The sequence below is a fragment of the Amycolatopsis sp. La24 genome (assembly GCF_029087445.1).
Classification (GTDB): Bacteria; Actinomycetota; Actinomycetes; order Mycobacteriales; family Pseudonocardiaceae; genus Amycolatopsis; species Amycolatopsis nivea.
The window spans coordinates 29830-52217 of record NZ_JARACH010000059.1 but is presented as its reverse complement, the minus strand read 5'-3'; the positions used below and the strand labels follow the sequence as shown (position 1 = coordinate 52217).

The 22388-nt window shown below is 71.6% G+C and carries 22 protein-coding genes; 5 read left to right on the top strand and 17 right to left on the bottom strand.

Annotated features, from left to right (window positions below):
• Positions 1–10: 10 nt before the first annotated feature.
• The 10 genes from PUT80_RS36730 to pafA form a co-directional block, all read right to left on the bottom strand.
• On the bottom strand, positions 11–718 hold the full coding sequence (locus PUT80_RS36730) for a DUF4333 domain-containing protein (protein ID WP_275294865.1): 708 nt from the start codon (positions 716–718) through the stop codon (positions 11–13).
• A 127-nt stretch (positions 719–845) separates the two neighbouring features.
• A complete protein-coding gene (locus PUT80_RS36725) occupies positions 846–3629 on the bottom strand; it encodes a DEAD/DEAH box helicase (RefSeq protein ID WP_199817167.1) in 2784 nt (927 codons plus the stop codon).
• 33 nt (positions 3630–3662) lie between these two features.
• Positions 3663–4553 carry a YegS/Rv2252/BmrU family lipid kinase gene (locus tag PUT80_RS36720; RefSeq protein ID WP_275294864.1) on the bottom strand — a complete coding sequence of 297 codons (891 nt, stop codon included), beginning with the start codon at positions 4551–4553 and terminating at the stop codon, positions 3663–3665.
• A gap of 2 nt (positions 4554–4555) precedes the next feature.
• Positions 4556–5530 (bottom strand): twin-arginine translocase subunit TatC, encoded by a 975-nt coding sequence (tatC, locus tag PUT80_RS36715; RefSeq protein ID WP_275294863.1) that lies wholly within the window; start codon positions 5528–5530, stop codon positions 4556–4558.
• An 88-nt stretch (positions 5531–5618) separates the two neighbouring features.
• Positions 5619–5933, bottom strand: a complete 315-nt coding sequence (tatA, locus tag PUT80_RS36710) for a Sec-independent protein translocase subunit TatA (RefSeq protein ID WP_037806457.1) — start codon at positions 5931–5933, stop codon at positions 5619–5621.
• A gap of 37 nt (positions 5934–5970) precedes the next feature.
• Positions 5971–6183, bottom strand: a complete 213-nt coding sequence (locus PUT80_RS36705; protein WP_037806458.1) for a bacteriophage holin — start codon at positions 6181–6183, stop codon at positions 5971–5973.
• A 10-nt stretch (positions 6184–6193) separates the two neighbouring features.
• Positions 6194–7174, bottom strand: a complete 981-nt coding sequence (locus PUT80_RS36700; protein WP_037806459.1) for a WYL domain-containing protein — start codon at positions 7172–7174, stop codon at positions 6194–6196.
• Positions 7171–8163, bottom strand: a complete 993-nt coding sequence (locus PUT80_RS36695; RefSeq protein ID WP_037806460.1) for a WYL domain-containing protein — start codon at positions 8161–8163, stop codon at positions 7171–7173. Before PUT80_RS36695 ends, PUT80_RS36700 begins: the two co-directional genes overlap by 4 nt.
• Before the next feature lie 156 nt (positions 8164–8319).
• Entirely contained in the window at positions 8320–9357 is a 1038-nt protein-coding gene (locus PUT80_RS36690) for an oxidoreductase (RefSeq protein WP_275294862.1), read from the bottom strand.
• Positions 9358–9549: 192 nt separating this feature from the next.
• Positions 9550–10908, bottom strand: a complete 1359-nt coding sequence (gene pafA / locus PUT80_RS36685; protein ID WP_037806466.1) for a Pup--protein ligase — start codon at positions 10906–10908, stop codon at positions 9550–9552.
• 148 nt (positions 10909–11056) lie between these two features.
• Between pafA and PUT80_RS36680 the strand changes: the two genes are divergently transcribed.
• From PUT80_RS36680 to PUT80_RS36665, 4 genes are all read left to right on the top strand, one after another.
• Complete coding sequence (locus tag PUT80_RS36680; protein WP_275294861.1) at positions 11057–12553, top strand: bifunctional phosphatase PAP2/diacylglycerol kinase family protein; 1497 nt, start codon at positions 11057–11059, stop codon at positions 12551–12553.
• 285 nt (positions 12554–12838) lie between these two features.
• Complete coding sequence (locus tag PUT80_RS36675) at positions 12839–14074, top strand: alpha/beta hydrolase-fold protein (protein ID WP_238606601.1); 1236 nt, start codon at positions 12839–12841, stop codon at positions 14072–14074.
• A 110-nt stretch (positions 14075–14184) separates the two neighbouring features.
• Entirely contained in the window at positions 14185–14535 is a 351-nt protein-coding gene (locus tag PUT80_RS36670; RefSeq protein WP_275294860.1) for a YciI family protein, read from the top strand.
• Positions 14528–15763 (top strand): DUF6596 domain-containing protein, encoded by a 1236-nt coding sequence (locus PUT80_RS36665; RefSeq protein WP_275294859.1) that lies wholly within the window; start codon positions 14528–14530, stop codon positions 15761–15763. Before PUT80_RS36670 ends, PUT80_RS36665 begins: the two co-directional genes overlap by 8 nt.
• On the opposite strand, the gene PUT80_RS36660 is transcribed toward PUT80_RS36665, so the two are convergent.
• From PUT80_RS36660 to dop, 5 genes are all read right to left on the bottom strand, one after another.
• Positions 15742–16479 carry a transglutaminase domain-containing protein gene (locus PUT80_RS36660; protein ID WP_037806821.1) on the bottom strand — a complete coding sequence of 246 codons (738 nt, stop codon included), beginning with the start codon at positions 16477–16479 and terminating at the stop codon, positions 15742–15744. The two genes, PUT80_RS36665 and PUT80_RS36660, sit on opposite strands and share 22 nt — an antisense overlap.
• 66 nt (positions 16480–16545) lie before the next feature.
• On the bottom strand, positions 16546–17343 hold the full coding sequence (gene prcA, locus PUT80_RS36655) for a proteasome subunit alpha (RefSeq protein WP_037806473.1): 798 nt from the start codon (positions 17341–17343) through the stop codon (positions 16546–16548).
• A gap of 61 nt (positions 17344–17404) precedes the next feature.
• Complete coding sequence (prcB, locus tag PUT80_RS36650; protein WP_134734405.1) at positions 17405–18262, bottom strand: proteasome subunit beta; 858 nt, start codon at positions 18260–18262, stop codon at positions 17405–17407.
• A gap of 138 nt (positions 18263–18400) precedes the next feature.
• Positions 18401–18595 carry a ubiquitin-like protein Pup gene (locus PUT80_RS36645; RefSeq protein WP_037806475.1) on the bottom strand — a complete coding sequence of 65 codons (195 nt, stop codon included), beginning with the start codon at positions 18593–18595 and terminating at the stop codon, positions 18401–18403.
• An 89-nt stretch (positions 18596–18684) separates the two neighbouring features.
• Entirely contained in the window at positions 18685–20187 is a 1503-nt protein-coding gene (gene dop, locus PUT80_RS36640; protein WP_037806477.1) for a depupylase/deamidase Dop, read from the bottom strand.
• Positions 20188–20227: 40 nt separating this feature from the next.
• Between dop and PUT80_RS36635 the strand changes: the two genes are divergently transcribed.
• On the top strand, positions 20228–20746 hold the full coding sequence (locus PUT80_RS36635; RefSeq protein ID WP_037806479.1) for an NUDIX domain-containing protein: 519 nt from the start codon (positions 20228–20230) through the stop codon (positions 20744–20746).
• Here PUT80_RS36635 and PUT80_RS36630 read toward each other — a convergent pair.
• Complete coding sequence (locus PUT80_RS36630; protein ID WP_275294858.1) at positions 20737–21360, bottom strand: hypothetical protein; 624 nt, start codon at positions 21358–21360, stop codon at positions 20737–20739. The two genes, PUT80_RS36635 and PUT80_RS36630, sit on opposite strands and share 10 nt — an antisense overlap.
• 70 nt (positions 21361–21430) lie before the next feature.
• On the bottom strand, positions 21431–22354 hold the full coding sequence (locus PUT80_RS36625) for an aldo/keto reductase (RefSeq protein ID WP_275294857.1): 924 nt from the start codon (positions 22352–22354) through the stop codon (positions 21431–21433).
• Between the last annotated feature and the right edge of the window lie 34 nt (positions 22355–22388).

Here is a 22388-nt window from a genome sequence, read left to right as displayed (position 1 = left end):
TTGCGGGGCGTCACTTGGCCGCGGGCGGCGAGACCTCGTAGTTGCCGTCGTTGCCCTTGACGGTGATCGGGACCTGCTGGGGTTTGCCGTTGATGGTGGCGGTGCACTCGAATTTCGCGCCGTCCTCCACCTTCTGCTCGGCCGGGCAGGTGACCCCGCTGACGCCCTGGATCTTGTAGGTGTCGGTGAGCAGCTTCGCGACGTCGGTCTGCATCTGGTTGTTGTTGAAGACCTGGGTCTTGAAGAAGCCGGGCGCGACGAAGCCGAGGATCGCCACGACGGCCACCACGACGACGAGCGCGCCGATCCCGATGAACAGGCCCTTCTTCGACCCGCCCGAGGATTCCGGGGCGGCCCCGCCGGGCTGGCCGTAGTCGTACTGGCCGGGCTGCTGGCCGCCGTACTGCTGTTGCTGCTGCGGATCGCCGTAGGGCTGCTGCTGGCCGTAGGAGGGCGGCTGCTGCCCGTACTGCGGCGGCTGCTGTCCCCACTGGGGCTGCTGCTGTTGCTGCGGGTAGCCGCCGGGCTGCTGGCCGTAGTTCGGGTCCTGACCGTAGGGCTGCTGGCCGTACTGCTGGGGCGGGTACGGCTGCTGCTGCGGCCCGCTCTGCGGGTACGCGCCGCCCGGCTGCTGCCCGTAGCCGGGGTCCTGGCCGTAGGGCTGTTGCCCGTACTGGGGCTGCTGCCGCGGGTCGTTGCCGCCATACGGCGTGCTCATCGTTAGCCTCCGCCTTCGTCTGTCCGCATCCGCCGGCCGGGCCGCGGGTGTCGTGCGCGATCCAACCACAGGTCTGGACCTGGCACACGTGTCCGCGCGCAGTCGCTACCAAGGTGTGCCCTCGCGCTCACGCCGCGCCCGCCGCCACGACGCCGCGGCGCAGCGCCCGGACCGCCTGTGCCGCCGCCGCGCCGACCGGGTCCTCCTTGCCGAGGACGTCGCGGACCTGGTCGAGCAGGTCGATGACCTGGCGGCACCAGCGGACGAAGTCGCCCGCGGACAGTTCCTGTCCGTTGGTCTCGGCCGCGGTGAGGACCTTTTCCAGGGATTCGCCGCGCGCCCAGCGGTAGACCGGCCACGCGAACCCGGCGTCGGGTTCGCGGGTGCGGTCGAGGCGGTGGCGGCGTTCGTCCTCGGTGAGTTCGACCCACAGCCTGCTGGTTTCCTGCCACGCGCCGGGGACCGCGCCGCCGGGCAGGCGGGGTTCGCCGGCGGTGTCGCGCCGGGCCTCGAACACGAGGGTGGACACGACGGCGGCGAGTTCGGCCGGGCCGAGGCCGTTCCAGACGCCGTGCCGGATGCATTCCGCGGCGAGCAGGTCGGATTCGCTGTAGAGGCGGGTGAGGCGGCGGCCGTGTTCGGTGACGCGGTCCTCGCCGTCGCCGGGGCGGACGTAGCCGCGTTCGCCGAGCAGCCGCAGGATCCGGTCGAACGCGCGGGCCAGCGAGTGCGTGGTGGCCGCGACCTTCCGTTCGAGCTGTTCGGTTTCGGCCGACAGCCGCTGGTAGCGCTCGACCCAGCGGAGGTTGGCCTCGCGTTCGGCGAGGCCGTGGCACGGGTGGGCGCGCAGGGCGCGGCGCAGCGAGGCGAGTTCGGCGTCGTCGGCGGCCGCGGTGCGGCGGCGCTGGCGGCCGGGCAGCGCGATGCCGGCGTTGCGCAGCGACGAGGCGATGTCGCGGCGGGTCTTGGGCGAGCGCAGTTCGATGTGCTTGGGCAGCTTGATCCGGCCGAGGGCTTCGACCGGGGCCGGGAAGTCGGCGACCGACAGCGGCCCGGACCAGCGGTCCTCGGTGACGACGACCGGCCGGGGTTCGCGGATCGGGTCGAGGCCGGGGTCGACGACCACGGCGAGCCCGGCGCGGCGGCCCGCCGGGACCGGGATGACGTCGCCCTTGCGCAGTTTCTCCAGCGATTGGGCGGTCTCGGCGCGGCGGGACGAGGTGTTCTGCCGCGACAGGGTCTTCTCGCGGGCGGAGATCTGGGCGCGGAGTTCGACGTACTCGAGCATCTGGTCGAAGTCGCCGGAGATCGCGGCGGTGTAGCCCTTGAGGGCTTCCTTGTTGCGTTCGATCCGCCGTGCGGTGCCGACGACCGACCGGTCGGCCTGGAACTGCGCGAACGACTGTTCCAGCAGGTCGCGGGCGGCGTCCGCGCCGACCTGGGCGACGAGGTTGACCGCCATGTTGTAGCCGGGGCGGAACGACGAGCGCAGCGGGTACGTGCGGGTGGACGCGAGACCGGCGACGGCCTTCGGGTCGACGCCGGGCTGCCAGGCGACGACGGCGTGGCCTTCGATGTCGATGCCGCGGCGGCCGGCGCGGCCGGTGAGCTGGGTGTATTCGCCCGGGGTGAGGTCGACGTGCGCCTCGCCGTTGTATTTCACGAGCCGTTCGAGCACGACGGTGCGGGCGGGCATGTTGATGCCGAGCGCGAGGGTTTCGGTCGCGAACACGACCTTCACCAGGCCGCGGACGAACAGTTCCTCGACGGTTTCCTTGAACGCGGGCAGCAGCCCGGCGTGGTGGCCCGCGAAGCCGCGCTCCAGCGCCTCGCGCCATTCCCAGTAGCCGAGGACGCCGAGGTCGCCCTCGGGCAGCTCAGCGGTGCGCTCGTCGACGATCCGGCGGATCTCCTCGACCTGTTCGGGGCCGTTGAGCCGCAGGCCGGAGCGGACGCACTGGGCGACCGCGGCGTCGCAGCCGGCGCGGGAGAAGATGAACACGATCGCGGGCAGCAGCCCGGCGTGGTCGAGCCGTTCGACCACGTCCACGCGCGACGGCGGCCGGAACCTCGGCCCGCGCGGCGGTCCTCCGCGGCGGCCTCCGCGCGGGCCGCGGAAGTTGGGGGCGAAGCGGCCCATGTCGTCGGTTTTGCGCAGCAGCGTGGGGTTGATCCGCAGCTGCTCCCCGGGGTCGGCCTCGTTCTGGCCGGCGAACAGGTCGAGCAGCTGGTTGCCGACGAGCATGTGCTGCCACAGCGGGACCGGGCGGTGCTCGTCGACGACGACGGTGGTGTCGCCGCGGACCTCGACGAGCCATTCGCCGAATTCCTCGGCGTTGCTGACGGTGGCGGACAGGCCGACGACGCGGACGTGCTCGGGCAGGTGGAGGATCACTTCCTCCCAGACCGCGCCGCGGAAGCGGTCGGCGAGGTAGTGGACCTCGTCCATGACGACGTAGCCGAGTTCGGGGATGGCGGAGCTGCCCGCGTAGAGCATGTTGCGCAGCACCTCGGTGGTCATGACGACCACCTGGGCGTTGCCGTTGATCGAGGTGTCGCCGGTGAGCAGGCCGACGGCGTCGTTGCCGTAGCGTTCGACGAGGTCGGCGTACTTCTGGTTGGACAGCGCCTTGATCGGGGTGGTGTAGAAGCATTTGCGGCCCTCGGCGAGGGCGAGGTGGACGGCGAACTCGCCGACCACGGTCTTGCCCGCCCCGGTGGGGGCGCAGACCAGGACGCCGTGGCCCTCTTCGAGCGCTTCGCAGCCGCGGATCTGGAAATCGTCGAATTCGAAGGCCGATTCGGCGGAAAACCGGGTCAGCTGGGGGTGCTTGGCGCGGCGACGGGAGGCAGCGTAAGCCTCGGCCGGCGATGGTGAAGGGCTAGTGGCCACCCCGTCAGGGTTCCACATGCCCCCGACATTCCGCACGCGGCGTGCCGCCGGTCACCGCGGGGGCGCGACGACCGTGAGCGCGGAGGGCACGCAGGTCGCTTCGACCGGTGCCTGACCTTGGTCCTCGCCGTCGGCGTAGACCGGCCAGCCGGGTGCTTCGATGCGCAGCGTGCGGGTGCGGAAGGTTTCGACGCTGGGCTTGTGCACGTGTTCGCCGGTGCGCAGCTGCGGCAGCATCCGGAGCAGGCGGGCGCGGCCGGGGGCGCCGATGACGGTGACGTCGAAGAGGCCGTCGCCGGGGTCGGCGTCCGGGCAGATCGGGATGCCGCCGCCGTAGAACGGGGTGTTGCCGACGGCGATCAGGCTCGTGTCCCCGGAGAAGGTGCCTTCGTCGGTGTGCACGACGATCGGGCTGGGCTTGAACGCGGTGAGTTCGGCGAGGATCGCGAGGTCGTAGCGGCGGGGTCCGGCGGGCCAGCGCATCGCGTTCGCGCGGGCGTTGACGGCGGCGTCGAATCCGGCGCACAGCACGGTGGCGAACCAGGTGTCGCCGACGCGGCCGAGGTCGACGCTGCGGCGGTGCCCGGCCTGCAGGGCTTTGGCGAGGGCGTCGGTGGCGGCGCGCGGGTCGGCCGGGACGCCGAGGGCGCGGGCGAAGTCGTTGCCGGTGCCGGAGGGGACGAGGCCGAGCGCGACGCCGTGGTCGGCGCAGAACTGGACGCCCTGGTGGGCCGCTCCGTCGCCGCCGAGGACGATCAGCACGTCGAGGCCTTCGGCGTGCGAGGACCGCATGAGCGCGCGGGATTCCTCGACGCTGGTGGCGGTGAGGAGGTCGAGCCGGTCGACGGCGGGCCGGAGCCGTGCCGCGACGGCTTCGGCGAGGCGGGCCGCGGCGCCGCGTCCGGAGGCCGGGTGCACGGCCAGTGCTGCGTTCAGGCCCACGATCAGGTGATGTCGTCGGTCGAGCCGCCGCGGCCGGACGCCGGTTTCTGCGCGGCCGGTTCCTCGCCGTCGGCGGTGCTCGGCGTGTAGTGGAACGGCGCGGCCTCGTCGTCGGCGAGCTGGTCCCAGCCCTCGTCCTGGCGGACGCGGTCGAGCTTGCGGTCGTGGAAGCGGGCGATCTGGATCGAGATCTCGAACAGCAGGGTGAGCGCGGCGGCGAGGCCGAGCATCGAGAACGGGTCCGAGCCGGGGGTGGCGAACGCGGCGAACACGAACAGCGCGAACACGATGCCGCGGCGCCACTTCTTGAGCTGCTGGTACTTGAGCACGCCGACGCGGTTGAGCATCACGACGAGCAGCGGCAGTTCGAAGCTGACGCCGAAGATCACCAGCAGCGACAGGATGAACGAGATGTACTTGTCGCCGGTGAGGGCGGTGACGAACTGGTCCTGGCCGAACCCGGCGAGCAGCGCGAGGGCGTGCGGGACGAGCAGGTAGGCCAGTACCGCGCCGGCGGCGAAGAGCACCGAGGCGAAGCCGACGAAGGTGAGCGCGTACTTGCGTTCCTTGGCGTAGAGGCCCGGGGCGATGAACGCCCACAGCTGGTACAGCCAGGCCGGGGACAGCAGGACCGCGCCCGCGGCGACGCCGACTTTCAGGCGGAGCATGAAGACTTCGAACGGGACCGTCTGCAGCAGGCGGCAGCCGGTTTCGCCGCCGAACCGCTGCGAGGCGGGGATGGCGCAGTACGGGTGCGTCATGATGTCGCCGAGCGACGGGATCGGCCCGAACCGCTGGCCGAACCAGATGAACCCGAAGATCGCGCCGATGACGACGAAAACGACCGCCCAGCCGAGGCGGCGGCGGAACTCGTAGATGTGCTCGATGAGCGTCATCGTGCCGTCGGGGTTTTTCCGACGGCTGCGCCGGCTCCGCTTGCTGGACCGGCTGCCGTTGCCGTTGGCGGCTTCCGCCACTGGTCGTTCCGTTCTCGTCAGAGCCCGCCGGGGCGCGCCGCACCGGCGCGCCGCCGTGGACCGGGGACCGGGTGGTGCGCGCGGAGGGTCAGCTCGCGTTCTTCTGCGGCTGGTCGGCCGATGCCGCCTGCTGCTTCTTCAGTTCGTCGAGCTGGCGCTGGAGGTCGGCGACCTGCTTGTCCTGCGCGGTCTGCGCGGGCGCGGGAGGGGCGATGTGCCGGGTGTCGGCGGGCTCGGCCTCGGCTTCGGCCTTCTGTTCGCCGGTCAGGTCCTTGGTCTCGGCCTTGAAGATCTTCATGGACTTGCCGATGGACCGGGCCGCGTCCGGGAGCCGCTTCGCTCCGAACAGCAGAACCACCACGAGCACCAGAACGATGATGTGCCACGGCTGCAGCGCGTTCATGGTCGTCTGCCCTCCTTGTCTGGGGTCTGTGCTGATGTTACTTGTTGCCGGTCGCCGGGCGGCGTTCGGCCACGGCCACACGGAGTGCCGCGGACCGGGCCCGGAGGAGTCCGGTCCGGTCGTGGGTGTCCGCACTGACCATGCTCATGGTGCGGCGGAAGCGGCGCAAGACTCCGGCGGTCCGTACCAGCAGCAGGGCCAGGACGAGCAGGCCGGCCGCGAGCAGCACATAGACGGGCAGGTACGGCACTGAAACCACCTTATCGGTCGGAGATGGACATGAGGTGACGGGCACGCGCCACCGCGTCGGCGGCCCGGCGACCGACAGCCTCGGCGAGTGTGGCGGGGCTCTCCACCTGGGCTTCCCCGCCGAGGCTGAGCACGAGGCGGACCATCCAGGGCTCGTCGCTGTAGCGCATCGCGATGCGCAGCCGCCCGCCGTCGAGCTCGTCGAGTTCCTCGCACGGGTAGTACTCGGCGACCCAGCGCGCGTCGGGGTCGAGCACGAGATGGGCGACCCGCTGATCGGGACGGGCGGAGAAGACCCCGTCGGACAGGTCGGTGGGCCGCGCGTGGGCGGGCGGAGCTGCGGGTTCGTCCAATACGGTGAGCGCGTCCACCCGATCGAGGCGGAAGAGCCGGACGCCTTCGACCCGGCGGCACCACGCTTCGAGGTAGCCGACGCCTTGGACGATGACGAGCCGCATCGGGTCGACGGTGCGTTCGGTGATCTGGTCGCGCGAGGCGGTGTAGTAGCGCATCCGCAGCGCGCGGCCGTCCTGCAGGGCGCCGGAGACGGTCTCGCGGGTGCGGGCGGCGCGGGCTCCTTCGCGCACTCCTCCCCCGACGACGACTCCGGCCGGGCGGGCCTGCCCGGCGGCGTCCTCGATCTTGGCGATGGCGCGGCGGACCGCGTCGCCGTCGGCCACGCCCGGGGTTTCGGCGAGCGCGCGGAGCGCGACCAGCAGCGCGGTGGCCTCGCCGCCGGTGAGGCGCAGCGGGCGGCTCATCCCGGCGTCGTGGGTGACGACGATGGTGTCGCCTTCGAAAGACAGGTCGATGAGGTCGCCGGGGCCGTAGCCGGGCAGGCCGCACATCCACAGCAGTTCGAGGTCTTTGCGCAGCTGGCGCGGGGTGACGTCGAAGTCCTGCGCGGCCTCGTCGATCCGGATGCCGGGGCGGGCCAGCAGGTAGGGCACGAGCGCGAGGAGTCTCGGCATGCGTTCGCCGGAGGTGCTCATCGGGCGCTCCCCTGCCCGGTGCGGGCGAGCACGGCCTCGAGCCGGTGCTGCACGGATTTGGCGAGCACGTCCGGTTCGAGGACGAGGACGTCCGGGCCTTGCGCGGCGATCCAGTCGGCGGCCGATTCCGGGAAGTACAGGCCGATCTCGATGACGTCGCCTTCCTCGCCCGCGACGGTTTCGCGGCCGACGATGTCGCCGCGGCGGCGGACTCCGGCGGCGCGGCCGTCGGCGACCCACAGCCGGGCGGTCGTGACCGGGGCCGGGTCTTCGCTGCCGCCGGTCACCGACACGAGCTGCATGAGGTTGACGCCCTCGGGGCGCGCGACCGCGCCCGGTTTCCCGATCGCGGCGACCTTTCCGGTGACGCGGGAGAGCCGGAAGCAGCGGGGCGCGTCGCGGTCGCGGTCGTGCCCGACGACGTACCAGCGGGCGCGCCAGGACACGACGCCCCACGGTTCGAGCGTGCGGATGCGGCGTTCGGGCGAGCCGCTGCGCCGGTACTCGAACCGGACCGCCTGCCCGGCCTGGACGGCGGCGAGCATCGGCGCGAACGCCGGTTCCGCGCGCACCCGCGGTTCGATCACGGTCGGGGCCTGGTCGTCGACCTCGACGCCGGCCGCGCGCAGTTTCACCAGCGCGCCCTGGGCCTGTCCGGTGAGCTCGGGCGAATCCCAGAGCCGGACGGCGAGCCCGACCGCCGCGGCCTCGTCCGGCGCGAGGTCGATCTCGCCGAGTTCGTAGTCGCGGCGCGCGATGCGGTAGCCCTCGACCGGGTCGAAGACGGAGTTGCGGCCGGTTTCGAGCGGGATGCCGAGTTCGCGCAGTTCGGTCTTGTCCCGCTCGAAGGTGCGGAAGAAGGCGTCGTCGCTGGCCGCGTCGGCGTACCCGGGCACGATCCCGCGGATCCGCTCCGCGGTGAGGTACTGCCGGGTGGAGAGCAGGGCCAGCACGAGGTTGACCAGCCGTTCGGCGCGTGCGGTGGACACCAGACGACTCTAGCTCTCCCGGCCGCGCGCGATCGTCAGGTCCAGCCCTCGCGCGTCGCGCCTGGTCAGCCCGCGTGCGACCGAACGGACCCGCCGTGCGCGTCCCGTCACGCACCGCCGTTGCGGGCGGCTTCCCTGCCCGGAACGGGTTCCCTCTTACGGAACCAGCTTCGCGACGCGGCCCTTGGCTCCGCTGGCCCAGCACGCTCCGGACCACGTGCAGTCGACGGTGTCGAAACTGCCGCTGTCGAACGAGGTCCAGTGCCGTCCGCCGTCGCGGCTCAGATCGCTCCCGCCCGGTCCGACGGCCAGCACCGTGCCGCCGCGCCAGGCGAGCCCGGAACGGTAACCGGCGGGATGCTCCGGCGGCGTGCGCCAGCTGCTCCCGCGGTCATGGCTGAGCGCGACCGCCGGACCGGGCGCGGTCGGGTTCGCGTAGTCGCCGCCGATCGCGACGCCTTGCCACGGCGTACGGAACGCCACCGCGAACACTCCGGCCGACGCGCTGCTGGGCAACGGGGTTTCAGCCGCGGTCCAGTGCCGCCCGCCGTCGCCGGAGTGCAGGACGCGGGCGTGCGCGCCCCCGCCGGTGGCCAGCCACGCGTCGAACGGTCCGGACGTGGTGATGCACTGGCCGCTGGCCGCGAATCCGGCTTCTCCGGGCTCGGCGGGCGGGAACGCGTCGTCGGGGAGCTGCTTCCAGCTGCGGCCGCCGTCGAAGGTGGCCTGGACGCGGAACTTCCCGTCGACCGGGTCGCTCATCGCGAGACCGCGCCACGGGTCGAAGAAGGCGAGGCAGTCGTAGAAGGCGGCGGAATCGGGATTGCTGAACGTCTGCCGCCAGTGCTTCCCGGCGTCGTCGGTGCGGTAGATCCGGGAATCCGCACCGGGCCCGATCGACAGCACGACGGCGTGGTCGGCGTCGAAGGCCTCGATGTCGCGGAACTCGAGCTTCCCGGTGTCGGGTGGCCCGACTGGCCGCCAGCTGTGCCCGCCGTCGACTGTCCGCAGCACGGTGCCCTGGGTCCCGCTGACCCACGCGACCCGCTCGCTCACCGCGGAGAGCCCGCGGAATTGCGCGGCGGTGCCGGTGGGCAGAAGCCGCCACGACGGCAGCGAAGAGGCCGCGGCGACTCCGCCCAGGGACATCGACAGGACCGCTATGAGGACCAGGACCCTCCGGAACGCACGCATGCGGAGATCCTGCCGCACTCGGGTGACGACTTTCGTCGGTTTATGCGCCCGCAGCAACGTTTTCCCGCGCCCGAACCGCTCGCGCAACCCCGCCGCGAGAACGCCGAGGGAGGTTCGGGAGAGGGCCCCTGACGGAATCTGATTCCCTCAGGGGCCCCTCGCGAACATCGAGCCGGTGTTCCGGCGCGGAAATTACAGCGACCCGATCAGCCGTTCCACTCGCTCGTCGACCGACCGGAACGGGTCCTTGCACAGCACGGTCCGCTGCGCCTGGTCGTTCAGCTTCAGGTGCACCCAGTCGACGGTGAAGTCCCGTCCGGCCGCCTGGGCCGCCGCGATGAAGTCGCCGCGGAGTTTCGCCCGGGTGGTCTGCGGCGGGGTGTCCTTGGCCGCCTCGATCTCGCCGTCGTCGGTGACGCGCCGGACGAGTCCCTTGCGCTGCAGCAGGTCGAAGATGCCCCGGCCGCGGCGGATGTCGTGGTAGGCGAGGTCGAGCTGGGCCACGCGCGGGCTGGACAGGTCCAGGTCGTGCTTGGCCCGGTAGCGCTCGACGAGGCGGTGCTTGATCGCCCAGTCGATCTCGGTGTCGATCTTGCTGAAGTCCTGCTCCTCGACCGCCTCGAGCGCGCGGCCCCACAGCTCCACCACGCGTTCGTTGGCGGGGGTGGACCCGTTCTCCTTCAGGTGCTGGACGGCGCGGGCGTGGTACTCCCGCTGGATGTCCAGCGCGGACGCCTCGCGCCCGCCGGCGAGGCGGACCTGGCGGCGTCCGGTGAGGTCGTGGCTGATCTCCCGGATCGCGCGGATCGGGTTGTCGAGGGTGAAGTCGCGGAACTGGACCCCGGCCTCGATCATCTCGAGCACGAGGTGCGCCGACCCGACCTTGAGCATCGTCGTCGGCTCGGCCATGTTGGAGTCGCCGACGATGACGTGCAGGCGCCGGTAGCGTTCGGCGTCGGCGTGCGGTTCGTCGCGGGTGTTGATGATCGGCCGGGACCGGGTGGTGGCGCTGGAGACGCCTTCCCAGATGTGCTCGGCGCGCTGGGAGAGGCAGTACACCGCGCCGCGCGGGGTCTGCAGCACCTTGCCCGCGCCGCAGATGAGCTGGCGGGTGACGAGGAAGGGCAGCAGCACGTCGGCGATCCGGGAGAACTCCCCGGCACGGGTCACCAGGTAGTTCTCGTGGCAGCCGTAGGAGTTGCCCGCGGAGTCGGTGTTGTTCTTGAACAGGAAGATGTCGCCGCCGATGCCCTCGTCGGCCAGCCTGCGCTCGGCGTCCACGAGGAGGTCCTCGAGGATCCGCTCGCCTGCTTTGTCGTGCGTGACGAGCTGGGTCAGGTCGTCGCACTCGGCTGTCGCGTACTCCGGGTGCGAGCCCACGTCGAGGTAGAGCCTGGAGCCGTTGGACAGGAACACGTTGGACGAGCGTCCCCACGAGACGACCCGCCGGAAGAGGTAGCGCGCGACCTCGTCGGGCGAGAGCCTGCGCTGGCCGTGAAAGGTGCACGTGACCCCGAACTCGGTCTCGATGCCAAAGATCCGCCGCTGCATCCCACCAGAGTAGGCGCTGGACCCCCGCGGAAGGTGCGCCGTTCGGGCGGCGACACGCGGTCGGTACGTTGCAAGTGGTGACATTGCGGCGGAAACCGGTCGCCGGGATCGGTGGGCGATCCGGCGCGGCCAGCGGAGGTGGACGAGAGTGTTCCAGCAGGTCGGCCGGGCGTTCCGGCAGGTAGGGCGGCGGGATCGGGCCCTGATGAGGCGCAGTGCGGCGCTCCCCCGCACCCGGGCGGACGACATCGTGACCGCGTTGTCCCGAAGTGCGGACAAATCGCGGCTCTGGTGGGGCGTGGCGGCCGTGCTGGCGGTCCGGAAGGGCCCGGCGCGCCGCGGCGCGCTGCGCGGGATCGCCGCCATCGCGGGGGCGAGCGCGGCGGCGAACCTGGTCGCGAAGCCGTTGTTCCCGCGCCGCCGTCCGGCCGAGGAAGAGGTTCCGGCGCACCGTCAGCTGCGGAAACGGCCGACGTCGTCGTCGTTCCCGTCCGGGCATTCGGCTTCGGCCGCCGCGTTCGCGACCGCGGTCGCGATGGAGTCGCCGCGGGCCGGGCTGGCGATCGTGCCGCTCGCCGGCGCGGTCGCGTACTCGCGGGTGCACACCGGCGTGCACTGGCCGAGCGACGTCGCCGCGGGGCTCGCGATCGGGACCGGGATCGCCGTGCTGACCCGGCACTGGTGGCCGCTGCACCCGGACGTCCGCGCCCGGACCGCGCACGCGGCGGAAGCGCCGGAGATGCGCGACGGCGAGGACATGCTGGCGCTGGTCAACCCGCATTCGGGCGTCAACGGCCAGGACCCGACGGAGGACGTCCGCTACGCGTGGCCGAAGGCGTCGCTGATCTACCCGGACCCGTCGCGGGACCTGCGCGAGCAGCTCGCCGACGAGATCGAAGCGCACGGTTCGGTCCGCGCGCTCGGCGTGGCGGGCGGGGACGGCACGGTCGCGGCCGTGGCGTCGGTCGCCGCCGAACGCGGGCTGCCGCTGGCGCTCATCCCGGCCGGGACGCTCAACCACTTCGCCCGCGACGTCGGGGTCCGGTCGATGCCGGACGCGGACGAGGCGACCGAGGGCGGGCACGCGGTCGGCATCGACCTGGCCGAGGTCGAGATCGACGGCTCCGGCGAGGCCGGGCACCGCTGGTTCGTCAACACCGCGAGCCTCGGCGGGTATCCGGAAATGGTGCGGCTGCGGGAAAAGCTGCAGACCCGGTTCCCGAAGTGGCCGTCCGCGGCGATCGCGCTGGTGCGGGCGATGCGGCGGGCGAAACCGCTGCGGGTGCAGCTGAACGGGAAGCCGACGCAGGTGTGGCTGATCTTCGTCGGCAACGGCACGTACGCGCCGAAGGGGTTCGCGCCGTCACGGCGCCCGGCGCTCGACACCGGCCTGCTCGACGTCCGGTACGTGCGGGCGGACGTGCGCTGGTCGCGGATCCGGTTCGTGGCCGCGAGCCTCACCAACAGCCTGCACGCGAGCCACGTCTACCGGCAGCGGGACCTGCCGGAGCTGCACGTGCGGCTGCTCGACGGGAACCGCCGGGTCGCCACCGACGGGGAGGTCGGGCCGCTCGGGCGGGAGTTCCGGTTCCGGTCGCGGCCGAGCGCGCTGACCGTCTACCGGAATCCGGACCGCGACGCCTGACCGCGCGATGCCCTAAGGTCCCTTCGCCGGCGTTCGGCCGGGCACCGTGTTCTTCGCCGCAATGCCCGGCCGACCCTGCGCTGACCTGTGCTTTTGCCGTCAGCTCGCCGCATCGAGGGCGGGTCTTGATCGTTTCTTTACCTTTTCTCAACGAATCCACAGCGAGCCCTCAATAGCGTGATCTTCGAGGTGCGGACTGCCCTGTCCGCACCAGTTCACGGCAGGGGTCTTCTCAGTGCGTTTTTCCTCCCGCGGTCGCAGCTGCCCGTCTCCGGCAGGCCGCGGATGACCCGGCTGCTCCCGCAGGCTGTCGACCCGGTCCTGCCCCCGTCGGTCACGTCGCAGGCGCGCGACCTCGGGCCGCTCGAATCCCCCTTGCTGTGGCTGGCGTTCGCCGGGGCCGCCGCGGCGGTCCTCGCCGTCACCATCGCGCTCGCGCACCGCCGCCGCGTGCGCCGCTGGGGCGTCAGCGGGTCGATCGCGCTGTTCCTGATCGCCGCGGTCACCGCGGTGAACAGCTACGTCGGCTACGTCCGCACGCCCAGCGACCTCGGCAGGCTGCTGCAGCGCGGTTCCGGCGCGATGAACGTCGCGGGCACCCTGCTGCGCAGCACCAGCGACGATCCGGCCGAGGATTCGGACCCCAGCACGCCGGACAGCTCCACCGGCGGGAGCAGCGGCAGCTCCCCCGCCGCCGGCCGCCCGGCGGCTCCGGCGAACGCCAACGGCAGCACCGAGGTCCTCAACGTCCCCGACCCGGCGCACGGCGTGCAGAACGGCGAGAACTACGTGATCCTGCCGGCCGGCTACCACGATCCGGCGAACGCGGCCAAGCGCTACCCGGTCGTCTACCTGATCCACGGCTACCCCTACGGCGGTCCGCGCGACTGGCTCACCTCCGGCTCCGCGCCGCAGACGCTGAAAAGCCTCGAAGACGCGAACGTGATCCAGCCGATGATCATCGTGAGCGTCGACCTCACCGCCAACCGGCCGAGCACCGACTGGGAATGCCTCAACGTCCCGGGCGGACCGCAGCTGGAGACGTACCTCGCCAGCAGCATCGTCCCGTCGGTCGACCAGCACTACCGCACCTTCGCCGACCGCGGCCACCGCGCGCTCGGCGGCATGTCCGGCGGCGGCTTCGGCGCGCTCAACATCGGGCTGCACCACCTCGACGAGTTCGGCACGCTGCTGATCTCGCTGCCGTACGACGACCTGAACGACTCGGTCGGCGTCCTCGGCGGCAACCAGGCGGCGATCGCGGCGAACACCCCGCGCCGCTACATCCCGACGATGCCGTTCCCGCAGAAGGTCGCCGTGATGCTGACCGTCGGCACCGGCGCGCCGACCGACGTCGCGACCGCGCACCGCATCGCCGGGTCGCTGGAACGGCGCGGCCAGGAGGTCGTGGTGCACGCCGAGCGCGGGTTCAACCACACCTGGCACACCGCCCGCGCGACGCTCCCGTACATGCTCGCCTTCGCCGATCAGAACTTCCGCACCGCGCCTGCCGCCTCCTGAGCGGATTGTCCGGAAAAATGTCTTCCGGGCGCTGTCCATCCGGGCGGGCGCCGTTCGTGGTGAGGTCAGTGCGGCACTCCGGCCGCGCTGACCGACGAAGGAGCCCGACCATGAAGTACCTGCTGCTGATCCACGCTTCCGCGGCCACCGAGCAGGGCGGGGCGGCCGGCTGCGAGCCCGCCGACTGGATGGCCTACGACAAGGAAGTCCGCGACGCGGGGGTGTTCGTCAGCGGGGAGTCGCTCGCCGATCTCGTGACCGCGACCAGGGTGCGGGTGGGCGCGGACGGCGAACGATCGATCACGACCGACGGCCCGTTCGCCGAGACCCGCGAGCTGCTCGGCGGGTTCTACGTGCTGGACGTGCCGGACCTCGACGCGGCGCTCGACTGGGCGGCCCGCTGCCCGGGTTCGCGGGACGGTTCGGTCGTGGTGCGCCCGATCGCCGACTTCGATGCCTGACGCGCGAGCGTCCGTGGCGGCCGTGTTCCGCGAGGAGCACGGCCGCCTGCTCGGCGCGCTCGTCCGCCGTTTCGGCGACCTCGACCTGGCCGAGGAGGTCGCCGCCGAAGCGGTGGAGGCCGCGCTGGTGCGCTGGCCGGTCGACGGCGTCCCGCCGAAACCCGGCGCGTGGCTGATGACGACCGCGCGCCGCAAGGCCGTCGACCGGCTCCGCCGCGACCAGGCGTACGCGGCGAAACTCGCCGTCCTGCAAGCGGAATCCGACCGCAGCGACCCTCCCCCTCCGCCCGGGGCCGACGGCGACCTGCCCGACGACCGGCTCCAGCTGTTCTTCGCCTGCGCTCACCCCGCGCTGGCCGCCGAGGACCGGCTCGCGCTCACCCTGCGCTGCCTGGCCGGGCTCACCACGCCCGAGGTGGCGCGGGCGTTCCTCGTGCCGACCGCGACGATGGCGAAACGGATCGTGCGGGCCAAGAACCGGATCCGCGACCACCGCATCCCATTTCGCGTCCCGGCCGGCGACGAGCTGCGCGCCCGGCTGCCCGGCGTGCTGCAAGTGCTGTATTCGCTGTTCACCGAGGGCTACGCGGCCAGCTCCGGCCCGGACATCCAGCGGCCCGACCTGGCCGAGGAAGCCATCCGGTTGGCCCGGATCCTGCACCGCCTGCTGCCCGACGAACGCGAAAGCACCGGGCTGCTGGCGCTTCTGCTGCTCGTCCACGCCCGCCGCGCCGCGCGCACCGGCCCGGACGGCGCGTTCGTCCTGCTCGAAGACCAGGACCGGACCTCCTGGGACGCGGCGCTGATCGACGAAGGCCGCGCGCTGGTGCCGGTCGCGCTGACCGGCGGCCCGCCCGGGCCGTACGGCGTGCAGTCGGCGATCGCCGCGCTCCACGCCGAAGCACCGGACGTCGCGCACACCGACTGGCCGCAGATCGTGGCGCTGTACGACATCCTGCTGGCCCTCGCCCCGACCCCGGTGGTCGCGCTCAACCGCGCGGCCGCGGTGGCGATGCGCGACGGACCCGAAGCCGGGCTCAAACTCCTGGACGGGTTAGCCGACGAGCCGCGGCTGCAGGGCTACCACCCGTACGCCGCGGCTCGCGGAGACCTGCTGCACCGCCTCGGCCGCGACGACGAAGCCGCGGCGGCGTACCGGGAAGCGTTGGCCAGCGCGGGAACCGAGCCCGAACGAGCGCATCTGCGTCAGCGGTTGGAGGCGCTCTGACGCGGCGCCCACCGGCTCAGCACCGGGTCGATCAGCCTCGTCAACGGACCGGACACCGTCTGGCCGTGCCGCCGGAACAGCTCGTCGCGCGAATCGAAACGGCCTAGATCCGCCAGCACGGTCGCCGACAGGTCGCACGCTCCGCCGGTTTCGCAGGTGACGCCGTCCCAGTCGATCGCCGTGCGGGACACCGCGTCGAACAGCGTTTCCCCGCTGTCATTGGAAAAACCCGGACTCGCCGCCAACGCGGGCAACGGTCCGAACAACTCCCCGACCGGAACCCAGCTGCCGTCGATCCCGAACTCGGGCCACGCCACCAGCACCCGCGACGGGACCAGGGACTTGAGCCGCGGAAACCGCGGATACCAGAACCGGCCGTCCACGAGCAGGCCCCGCACCCGCGTCGGAATCCCTTGCGCCCGCGCGACTCCCTCCAGAATCGCCAGCCGCTGACTGCACGAACCCCGCCCGCGACGCAACGTCCGCGAGATCGGCTGCCGCTCCTGCACCGCATACACCGGCCGCACCGCACCGGCGATCACCCGGTGCGCCGCCCGCAACCCGGCCAACCGGTCGTCCGACGCGGTCGCCCGCACCAACGACTGCACGAGCGGATCGCGCCAGTCGAGAATCGCCGTCGGGACCACACCGCCCGCGGCGGAACCCGCCCCGGCGACCCGACGACGCCACCACGGGGTCACCAGCGCACACGTCACCACGCCAGTATCCCGGAAAACGACTGCGGGCCGCCGGAATCGTCCGGCGGCCCACAGCGCGTCAGGTCATTCCTTCTCGGCCGAACCCTCGCCGGAACCCTTGTCCGAGTCCTTGCCGTCGCCCTCGCCGGACTCGTCCGCCTTCTCGGCAGGCTCCTCCTTCGCCGGCAGCAACGCCTCCAGCGCCGCCCCCGACAACCGCCGGAACGCCCGCCGCGGCTTCGCCCGGTCCAGCACCGCGACCTCAAGCTTGATCTCCGCCTCCGCCGCCGACCCGTTCCCGTTCGACGACGTCGCGGTCGCCCGCAACCCCTCGATCGCCGTCGCCAGCGCCGTCCGCAGATCGTGCTCCGGATCCACGACGTCCTTCAGCTTCGTCGTGATCGGTTCCGTCTGCCCGCCCATCACCACGAACGGCGACTCGTCGAAAATCGACCCGTCGAACGTCAACCGGTACAACTGGTCCTCCGCCGCGGTCGCCCCGACCTCGGCCACGCACACCTCCACCTCGAACGGCTTCAGCTGCTCGGTGAAAATGCTGCCCAGCGTCGCCGCGTACGCGTTCGCCAGCGCCCGCGCGCTCACATCCCGCCGGTCGTACTGGTAGCCCTTCAAATCCGCGTGCCGGATCCCCGCCACCCGCAGATTCTCGAACTCCGAATACCGGCCCACCGCGGCGAACCCGATCCGGTCGTAGATCTCGGACACCTTGTGCAGCGTCGCCGACGGATTCTCCGCCACGAACAGCACCCCGCCCGCGTACTTCAGCACCACCACGCTCCGGCCCCGCGCGATCCCCTTGCGCGCCAGCTCGGAACGCTCCCGCATCAACTGCTCGGGAGAGGCATACAACGGCATCGTCACGGTGTCGGCTCCACGTTCTCCGAAAACTCGGCAATCATTGATTCAGCGGACATCGACGGCCTCACACCGGCCGGTGGTGATTGCGCTCCGCGCGCCCGGCCACCACCGCCTCGGCCACCGCACCCGTCCGCTCCGCGGGCAGCACCACCGCGCCGTCCTCCGCGGTGATGGTGATGACGTTCGGGAAAATCCGCCGCACCATGTCCGGCCCGCCGCTCGCGGTGTCGTCGTCCGCCGCGTCGTACAACGCCTCCAGCGCCGTCCGCACCGCCGCGTCCACATCCGCGTCCGGGTCGTACAGCTTCTTCAGCGACGACTTCGCGAACAGCGAACCCGAACCGACACTGGCATACCCGGCGTGCTCCTCGTACCGCCCGCCCGCCGCGTCGTAGGACACGATCCGGCCCGCGTGCTTCGCGTCCTCGGCCTCCAGGTCGTACCCGACGAACAACGGCACGACCGCCAGGCCCGCCATCGCCATCTCCAGGTTCGCCTTCACCATCCCGGCCAGCTTGTTCGTCTTGCCGTCCAGCGAAAGCGAAACGCCCTCGATCTTCTCGTAATGCGCCAGCTCCACCGCGTACAGCCGGACCATCTCCACGGCCAGCCCCGCGGTCCCCGCGATGCCCACCGCCGAGTACTCGTCCGTGACGTGCACCTTCTCGATGTCCCGGCTCGCGATCAGGTTCCCCGACGTCGCCCGCCGGTCGCCGGCGATCAGCACCCCGCCGGCGAACGCCACCGCCACGATCGTCGTGCCGTGCGGCACGTCCAGCTCACCCGCCGGCACCCGCCGCGCCGGCAACAGCTCCGGCGCGGTCGCGCGCACGAAATCCGCGAACGACGACGTCGCCGGCGAAAAGTAGGCCGACGGCAGTCCGGGCCCGGAAAAACCCGCCCCAGAGGAGGTGTTGTCCATACGTGCTCTCGGTTCCCATCTCATCCCGTGCCCGGCAACGCCGAGCACAACCTGCCCCCGGCGCCGCCGCGCGAAACCTCCGGCCCAGCGCGCCCGCCGCACCGCCCCGCACCCGGGGCGGCCGCGACGGGCGGACGGCTACTCGCCGCCCTTCTGCACGTAAGCGCGGACGAAGTCCTCGGCGTTCTCTTCCAGCACGTCGTCGATCTCGTCGAGGATCGTGTCCACGTCCTCGCCGAGCTTCTCCCGCCGCTCCTGGCCCGCCCCGCCGGCGTCGTCGAACTCCTCGTCGGAATCGCCGCCGCCGTGCTTCTCGATCTTCTCCTGCGCCATCTCGCCTCCCGGTCTGGCCGATGTTCCCTAGCCTACCCAGCGGTACCGACGAAAAGGGCCTTCCAGCGGCCCGAAACGCCGGGATCGCGCTAGTCCGAACCGGTGATCGCCTCCACCAGCTCCTCCGCCGTCGCCGCCGCGTCCAGCAGCTTCCCGACGTGCGCCTTCGTCCCCCGCAACGGCTCCAGCGTGGGGATCCGCACCAGCGACTCCCGGCCCACGTCGAAAATCACCGAATCCCACGACGCCGCCGCGATCGACGACGCGTACTTCTCCAGCGCCCGGCCCCGGAAGTAGGCGCGCGTGTCCGACGGCGGATTCGTGATCGCCGCCTGCACCTCCTCCTCGGTGACCAGCCGCTTCATCGAACCCCGCGTGACCAGCCGGTTGTACAGGCCTTTGCCCAGCCGCACGTCCGAATACTGCAGGTCCACCAGCCGCAGCCGCGGCGCGCCCCACGCCAGCTGGTCCCGCTCCCGGTACCCCTCCAGCAGCCGCAGCTTCGCAGGCCAGTCCAGCCGGTCCGCGCACTCCTGCGGATCCCGCGCCAGCGCGTCCAGCACCTCGCCCCACACCCGCAGCACTTCCTTCGACGCCTCGTCCGCGCCCGTGCGCTCGAGATTCGCCGCCGCCAGCTCGTGATACGCGAACTGCAGGTCCAGCCCGGTGAACTTCTTCCCGTTCGCCAGCTCGACCTTCGTCTTCAGCGTCGGGTCGTGGCTGATCTTGTGCACCGCCCGCACCGGCTCGTCCAGCTTCAGGTCGTCGAACCGCACGCCCGCCTCGATCAGGTCCAGCACCAGCGCCGTCGTCCCGACCTTCAGATACGTCGAGTACTCCGACAGGTTCGCGTCCCCGATGATCACGTGCAGCCGCCGGTACTTGTCCGCGTCCGCGTGCGGCTCGTCGCGCGTGTTGATGATCCCGCGCTTGAGCGTGGTCTCCAGCCCGACCTCGACCTCGATGTAGTCCGAGCGCTGCGAAAGCTGGAAACCCGCCTCCTCGCTCTGCTGCCCGATCCCCACCCGGCCAGAACCGCACATCACCTGCCGCGACGCGAAGAACGGCGTCAGCCCCCCGATCACCGCCGTGAACGGCGTCGACCGCTGCATCAGGTAGTTCTCGTGCGTGCCGTAGCTCGCGCCCTTGCCGTCCACGTTGTTCTTGTACAGCTGCAACGGCGGCTGCCCCGGCACGGTGGCCGCCTTCAAAGCGGCCTCCTCCATCACCCGCTCGCCCGCTTTGTCCCAGATCACCGCGTCCCGCGCGTTCGTGACCTCCGGCGCCGAGTACTCCGGATGCGCGTGGTCCACGTACAGCCGCGCACCGTTGGTGAGGATGACGTTCGCCGCGCCCAGGTCCTCGACGTCCGGGTCGTGCCCGGGACCGCCCGGCCCCGTCAGGTCGAACCCGCGCGCGTCGCGCAACGGCGACTCCACCTCGTAGTCCCAGCGCGCCCGGCGCGCCCTCGGGATGTCCGCAGCCGCGGCGTAGGCCAGCACCACCTGAGTCGAGGTGAGCACCGGGTTCGCCGTGGCGTCCCCGGGCACGGCGATGCCGTACTCGACTTCGGTTCCCATGATCCGACGCATGCCACCACCCTACGGGTTCGACGCGTGCGAGGATGCCCCCATGCCAGGCAGTGACGAACTCGTTGCCCTCTATGACGACGCGGGTCGCCCGGCCGGCGAGGCGCTCCGCTCCCGGGTCCGGGCCGAAGGGCTCTGGCACGCCGCCGGCGTCGTCCTCGTCCGATCGGGCGACGGACGCTCGGTCTACGTGCACCTCCGCACCGCGGACAAGGACACGTTCCCCTCCACCTGGGACTGCTGGGCGGGCGGAGTCGTCGCCGCGGGCGAAACCCCCGCCGACTGCGCGCGCCGCGAACTCGCCGAAGAACTCGGCGTCCACGGAGTGGAACCGGAACCGCTGTTCACCAAAATCTACGACGACGGCTCGATCCGCTGCCACAACTTCGCCTTCGAAGTCCGCTGGGACGGCCCGGTGACACTGCAGGCCGAGGAAATCGTCGAAGGACGCTGGATCCCGCTCGACGAACTCCGCTCCTGGGTCTTCGCCGCCGAACCCGAACCGCCCTTCATCCCCGACGGCCGCGCGGGCGTCCAGGAATGGTTCCGCCGTTACGGCTGAGCAGTCAGCTTCGCCGCGATCTTCGGCAGCAACCGCTTCGCCGCGTCCTGCGCCCGCGCCGGCGTGCTCGCCGCGACGCTCAACGCCGACACCAGATTCCCCTTCGCCACCAACACCGCGCACGTCGAGCCCTCGCACCACGCCCGCTGCACGGTGATCCCCGGCTGCGGCGGCAACGACACCTCCGCACCCGCGCAATGCGAGCCCGCCACGACATCCTCGCCCGAACGGTCCGCGTACACCGTGACCTCGTGCGTCAACGCCGAACCGCTCGGATACACCCAGCTCACCGACTTGCGCTCACCCGCGGCCAACCCGCTCAGACACCCCGAAACGCGACCCGCACCCGGAGCCACGCCCTCCTCGGCAACGTCCGAATCGGACAGCAACGCCGCCTCCGCGCGCCGCGGATCCGGTGCCGCCGAAGAAGAAACCACCGGAGGATCGACCGCCCGCGACACCGGCGGAGCGACCGGAGCGCTCGTGCCCGGCAAAGGGGCCGGATCGTCGTAGTAGGTCTCGAGATTGTTGGGCCGGTTGCCGCATCCGGCGAGCCCGGCCAGCGCGCCCAGCCCGACCAGCACAGCGACTGCTGACACCTGCCGACGACGCACGTTGCCCCTCCGCGCTCAGTGTTGCCCGTCCGCCCCGGGCCATGCTGGGCCCCGAGGGTAATGCAATCGCTCAGCTCCACCCGAGGTGGGATCGATGCGCCCAGTACTCGCGCGCGTCCTGCGCGAGTTGTCCCAGCGCAACGCGGTCCTCGTCGCCGAGGCGCACTCGCGTGGCGGCAAGGTTCGCCGCTAGCTGTGCCGGACTCGACGGACCCAGCACCGCCATCGGAGCCCACTCCTGTCCGAGCACCGCGGCGACCGCGATCGCGTCCGGGCCGACGCCGTGCTCCCCGGCGATCCGCCGCAGCGCCTCGGGAGCTTCCGCGACGAGCCGTCCGTTTGCGAGAGTTTCCTTGACCAGCACCCGTTTCCCGGCCGCGTGCGCTTCCGCCAGCGCCGGGCCGACCGACGGCTCGAAAACGTTCCAAGTGGACTGGACCGACGCGAACACCGGCTGCCCGGCCGATTCCAGCTCGAACGCCCGGCGCACCACGTCCGCCTGCGCGGGTCCGGATGTTGAGAAACCGACCTCGACGCCGTCGCCGGAAAGCCCGGCCAGCGCGTCGATCAGCGCCGGATCAGTGAAAAGTGGACTGTCCACAGTGAGCGAATGGACCTGGTACAGGTGCACGTGCCCGGCCAGGAGTTCCCGCGTCTGCGCCCACTGTTCGCGGAACCGCGGCAGCGTGTGTTCCTTGACCTCGTGGACGTCCGCGTCGAGCCGCCAGTCGCCGACGTAGCGGTAGCCCCACTTGCTGGACACCGTGACGTCCTGGTGTTCGCGCTCGGCCAGCCAGCTGCCGAGGAACTCCTCCGAACGGCCGTAAGACCGCGCGACGTCGACCCATCGGACGCCCGCCGCGTACGCCGCGTCGAGCACCTCGTGCGTCGCGGCCCGCATCGACGGCACATCCCGCACTTCGGGCAAGTCCCGCCCCAGGTTGATGTATGCCGGACGGCCGAGCGCGGCCAGCCCCACCGCGATGCGGTCCATCGGGATCCCCTTGTCGTTGCTGTGTTTTGGAAGT

Coding starts and splice junctions, on each gene's coding strand:
- PUT80_RS36730 (WP_275294865.1), bottom strand. CDS start 718: ATGAGCACGCCGTATGGCGGCAACGACCCGCGGCAGCAGCCCCAGTAC.
- PUT80_RS36725 (WP_199817167.1), bottom strand. CDS start 3,629: ATGTGGAACCCTGACGGGGTGGCCACTAGCCCTTCACCATCGCCGGCC.
- tatA (WP_037806457.1), bottom strand. CDS start 5,933: ATGAACGCGCTGCAGCCGTGGCACATCATCGTTCTGGTGCTCGTGGTG.
- PUT80_RS36700 (WP_037806459.1), bottom strand. CDS start 7,174: ATGAGCACCTCCGGCGAACGCATGCCGAGACTCCTCGCGCTCGTGCCC.
- PUT80_RS36690 (WP_275294862.1), bottom strand. CDS start 9,357: ATGCGTGCGTTCCGGAGGGTCCTGGTCCTCATAGCGGTCCTGTCGATG.
- pafA (WP_037806466.1), bottom strand. CDS start 10,908: ATGCAGCGGCGGATCTTTGGCATCGAGACCGAGTTCGGGGTCACGTGC.
- PUT80_RS36675 (WP_238606601.1), top strand. CDS start 12,839: ATGACCCGGCTGCTCCCGCAGGCTGTCGACCCGGTCCTGCCCCCGTCG.
- PUT80_RS36670 (WP_275294860.1), top strand. CDS start 14,185: ATGAAGTACCTGCTGCTGATCCACGCTTCCGCGGCCACCGAGCAGGGC.
- PUT80_RS36665 (WP_275294859.1), top strand. CDS start 14,528: ATGCCTGACGCGCGAGCGTCCGTGGCGGCCGTGTTCCGCGAGGAGCAC.
- prcB (WP_134734405.1), bottom strand. CDS start 18,262: ATGGACAACACCTCCTCTGGGGCGGGTTTTTCCGGGCCCGGACTGCCG.
- PUT80_RS36645 (WP_037806475.1), bottom strand. CDS start 18,595: ATGGCGCAGGAGAAGATCGAGAAGCACGGCGGCGGCGATTCCGACGAG.
- dop (WP_037806477.1), bottom strand. CDS start 20,187: ATGCGTCGGATCATGGGAACCGAAGTCGAGTACGGCATCGCCGTGCCC.
- PUT80_RS36635 (WP_037806479.1), top strand. CDS start 20,228: ATGCCAGGCAGTGACGAACTCGTTGCCCTCTATGACGACGCGGGTCGC.
- PUT80_RS36625 (WP_275294857.1), bottom strand. CDS start 22,354: ATGGACCGCATCGCGGTGGGGCTGGCCGCGCTCGGCCGTCCGGCATAC.